This window comes from Wolbachia endosymbiont of Drosophila seguyi (assembly GCF_028981765.1).
GTDB lineage: Bacteria > Pseudomonadota > Alphaproteobacteria > Rickettsiales > Anaplasmataceae > Wolbachia > Wolbachia pipientis.
This window is the reverse complement of the sequence record NZ_JAPQLM010000087.1, coordinates 1-4,280: the sequence shown is the minus strand read 5'-3', so window position 1 is coordinate 4,280 and position 4,280 is coordinate 1. Positions and strand designations below refer to the sequence as shown.

The following is a 4,280-nucleotide window of genomic DNA, read 5'->3' as shown; positions in this document are numbered from 1 at the left end:
TGGTGGTTGGCTATTTACTATGTACTAAAATATCGGCGTTTTTTTTATTCTAAAACGCTTGATTAAGAGCGATTTAGCTGCTTTTAACTTGCAACTAACCTACACCGCAAGTGTTTAAGAAATTTACTAAGCAGGAAAAAAGGCAAAGAAACCCCGTAGTAGCTAGCATTCAAATTCTCCCTTGTCAATTTGACGTTTTTTGCTGTCTTAAACGCTTTGTAAGCGCATTTCGGCTTATATAGGTAAAAACCCAGAAATTTTTAAAGACATGCGATGCACGTAGTGCGAAAAATTAAACATGAGACGCCAAATACCCTAAGTTTTTTGTCATTAACCTGCACAGATTGCGAAGATAAATAAATAGCTTCAGTTTCATGATAGGGGGGATGGCAAAGCTTGTCAAGGAATTTTTATGGCCTAGCGTCACGTGCTGGAATGACATTTGGGAATATGTTATCCGTTTGTCACTTCTAAATGATAAGAGCCTCAATGAATTTATTAGTTTATTACATGTCTCTTTTCATGTATAAATCTATAGAAAGTTTTATACGGAAGTTGTTTTATGAGCAAAATTATAGAAATCAGAGCACCAAAAACTCTTGGTGGTGAATCAGTTACAGAAGGTATAGTAAAAATAAAGAAGGGTATTGGAGAAGCAGTAAAAGTAGATGACTTGATCTTTGAAATTGAAACTGACAAAACAGCACTCGAATTAACTGCAGAAGCTTCAGGGCAAATAACTGAATTTCTTATAAAAGAAGATGATGTAATAAGTCCTGATCAATTGTTAGCGAAGCTTTCCATGGGAGAAGTAAAAGAGGAAGCGAGAAAAGAAGATAAAAGCGAAAGTGCTGCTAAAAAAGATGCTCCATCAGCTCGTAAAATTATGGAAGAAAATGCAATCAGTGCAGAAAGCGTCAAAGGAACTGGCATGGGAGGCAGAATAACAAAAGCAGATGTGATAGGCCATATGAACAAAGCTGAACAACCTGCAATAAAACAATATGAATTGCCAAAAAGTGTAGTAAATGGAGAGCAAAGAGAGGAACGAGTAAAAATGAGCAAAATAAGGCAAGTAATTGCCGCTCGTTTGAAAGCATCGCAAAATACTGCTGCAATACTGACCACGTTCAATGAAATTGACATGAAGAATGTCATGGATCTAAGAGCAAAATATAAGGACGCCTTTGAAAAAAAATATGGAATAAAACTTGGTTTTATGTCGTTTTTTATAAAGGCAGCGGTGCAAGCATTGAAAGAAATTGCTGAAATTAACGCTGAAATCTCAGGCGATGAAATCATATATAAACATTACTATGACGTAGGTGTTGCTGTTGGCACCGATAAAGGTCTTGTTGTACCAGTTATTCGGGGTGCCGATCAGATGTCATTTGCAGAAATTGAGTTGACTTTAGTTGCTCTTGGCAAAAAAGCTCGTGAGGGTAAATTACAAGTATCAGAAATGGAAGGTGCAACATTTACCATCTCAAACGGTGGAGTATACGGTTCACTTCTTTCCACTCCGATAATAAACCCTCCGCAATCTGGAATACTTGGAATGCATTCAATACAAAACAGGCCAGTTGCTGTTGGTAATGCAGTAGAAATCAGACCTATGATGTACATTGCTCTCTCTTACGATCACAGAATAGTTGACGGCAAAGGAGCAGTAACTTTCCTCGTTAAAATAAAAAATTATATAGAAGATCCAAATAGATTAGTTTTGGAAGTATAGCTCAAATGAATTGTTGTTAATCCAGTATTGCTAAAAACCTAAATGTCATCTAGTTCTGCCAGCAGTTTAGCAACTTCCGGATGATCAGGGCCACGATGTTTCTCAAAAATAGGCAAGGCCTGTTCAAGCAATTCCTCTTGTTTCTTGTGATCGCCCAAAGCGCCATAGGCAATACCAAGATTTGCCAGTAGTTTGGCAACTTGAACATGACCAGAGCCATAATGTTTCTCAAAAATAGGTAAAGCTCGTTCAAACAACTCTTTTGCTTTCTGATGATCGCCAAAAGTGCCATAAACGATACCGAGGGTTGCCAGTAATTTAACAACTTCAAAATGGTCGAGGCCGTAATGTTTCTTTCGAATTGCTAGAGCCTGTTCAAGCAACTCTTTTGCCTTCTGGGGATTACCTAAAACCCTATAAGAATTACCGAGGTTTGCCAGTGTTCTAGCAACTTCAAAATGGTCAGGCCTGTAATGTTTCTTTTTGATTGCTAAAGCCCGTTCAAGTAACTCCTTTTGTTTTTTATAGTCACCTAAATCCACATGAGGGATACCAAGGTTTGTCAGAGTAATAGCGACTTCAAAATGATCAGAGTTGTAATATTTTTCTTTAATTGTTAAGGCCTGTTCAAGCAGCTCCTTTTCTTTCTGAGGATCACCTAAAGCCCTATAAGCGGTGCCTAAACTTATTAGTGTTCTAGCAACCTCAGGATGACCAGTGCCATAATGTTTCTCAAAAGTAAGTAAAGCTCGCACAAGTAAAGCCTTTTGTTTCTGAGGATCACCTAAAGCACCATAAACGTTACCTAAGTTTGCCAGTGTTCTAGCAACTTCAGAGTGATCGGAACCACAATGTTTCTCTTGAATTGCTAAAGCTCGTTCAAGCAATTCCTTTTGTTTCTTATAATTGCCTAAATACCCGTAAGCGTTACCTAGGTTTGCCAGCAGTTTAGCAACTTCGAAATGATCAGGGCTATAATGTGTCTTCAAGATAGGTAAAGCCCGTTCAAGCAACTCTTTTTCTTTCTGAGGATCACCTAAAGCACCATAAGCAATGCCAAGGTTTGCTAATGTAATAGCAGCTTGAAAATGATCAGAGCCATAATGTTTCTTGATGATAGGTAAAACCCGTTCAAGCGACTTCTTTTGTCTTCTAGGATCTAAATCAAAATATCCATCGCCTATCCATATTAACAAATTTACAAGATAATCCTTTTCTATTGTTTGTTTTTCTGAAGGATTTTTTGTTAGCCAATTATCTACATGTGATAAGAACGCTTCTAAATGCGGCAATAATTGTCGTTTCTTAGCATAATCTTCTAATTTATCACTGCCGTAAGGAAAGCTTTCTTCCAGTAACTCAAAAGTCTTTTTCACAACTTTGTCTTTGCCTTGTTTTTCTAACTCTATTCTTGTTACTTGCTGTACTAACCTGTGGATATTGACTGAGCTTTGCTCTTCTCCTGAGTTGATCATTGAATATTGTTTAAGTAGTTGGATAGCATCACCTAACTTTTCTTCATTGCGTTCTACCCCTAAAAACATTTTTGCAGGAATGTTGTCAGGAGCAATATAGGCAATGATATCCAAGATTTCTTTGGCTTGCTGACCATACTCTGGGTTATCTTTGATTTTATCAATAGTAATTCTCCAGGTTATAAAAGTTGTCTTGGTGTAGCTATTGTCGCTGTCTTTAGGAAACTTAAAATCAAGTAATTTTTCTGCTTCCTCTTTGTATCTCTTTAAATAATCACTAATTTCAAACTTCAAGCCTACATTCTTTAATGCTATATCCCTTTCTTTTATGTATGCAACTGCCTGCTGCAAAGCTAAAGGAAAATGCTGTAATGTTTCTGCCAAATTCTTTATTTCATTTTCTTGTGACCCATCTTTTATACCTAATGCTTTTCTAATAAAGTCTATTGATTCTGGTTCAGTAAATGCACCCAATGTTAATGATTTTATATCTCCCCATTTCTGATTACGAGAGGTAATCAAAACACTAGGTTTATTATCATCAGATGATAAAAAGTGGGACGGTAAGAATTGACTAATACCAGCATCTTGACCTTCACTTCTATATTCTTCTGCATTATCGAAAACAAAGAGACTTTTTCTCTTGGCGAAAAAAGCGTATATGTCTCTTACAATAGATTCAATATCCCTATCTTCTGTAGGAATGCCTAAAGGATCTCTAGCTAACCTGAGAAAAGACTGCACCATGGTTTCATGGGTTTCAGCTTTTATCCATATAATATTGTTGTCATAATCTTTACTGTGTTCTTCAATATATTTTTTGGCCAGCTCAGTCTTACCTATTCCTCCCAACCCACTAATAGAAACCAGTTGCGATATTACTGTGGCTACACCTTGACTTTTTTGTATTAATTTGTGTAGTTCTCGTAATTCTTCTGTCCTTCCAGTGAACGATCCTACTGGATTTCTCACCTCAAATCGAAAGCCTCCTAAGAGGTTATCCGGAAACAAGTAAAAGGCTATAATATCTGAAATTTTAGTACGGGGTAAAGATGAGAAAAAAGTATCCA

Annotated in this window: 2 protein-coding genes; one reads left to right on the top strand and one right to left on the bottom strand. The window is 36.8% G+C overall.

Features of this window, described 5'->3' with window-relative positions; all coding sequences use genetic code 11:
- The first annotated feature begins 562 nt into the window (after nt 1-562).
- The gene (gene odhB / locus OZD62_RS01810) at nt 563-1,735 is read left to right on the top strand and encodes a 2-oxoglutarate dehydrogenase complex dihydrolipoyllysine-residue succinyltransferase (RefSeq protein ID WP_010962667.1); all 1,173 of its coding nucleotides are present in this window, start codon (nt 563-565) and stop codon (nt 1,733-1,735) included.
- Nucleotides 1,736-1,773: 38 nt separating this feature from the next.
- Here odhB and OZD62_RS01805 read toward each other — a convergent pair.
- A partial coding sequence (locus OZD62_RS01805) for a tetratricopeptide repeat protein (RefSeq protein ID WP_338063127.1) occupies nt 1,774-4,280 on the bottom strand: 2,507 nt, incomplete at its 5' end.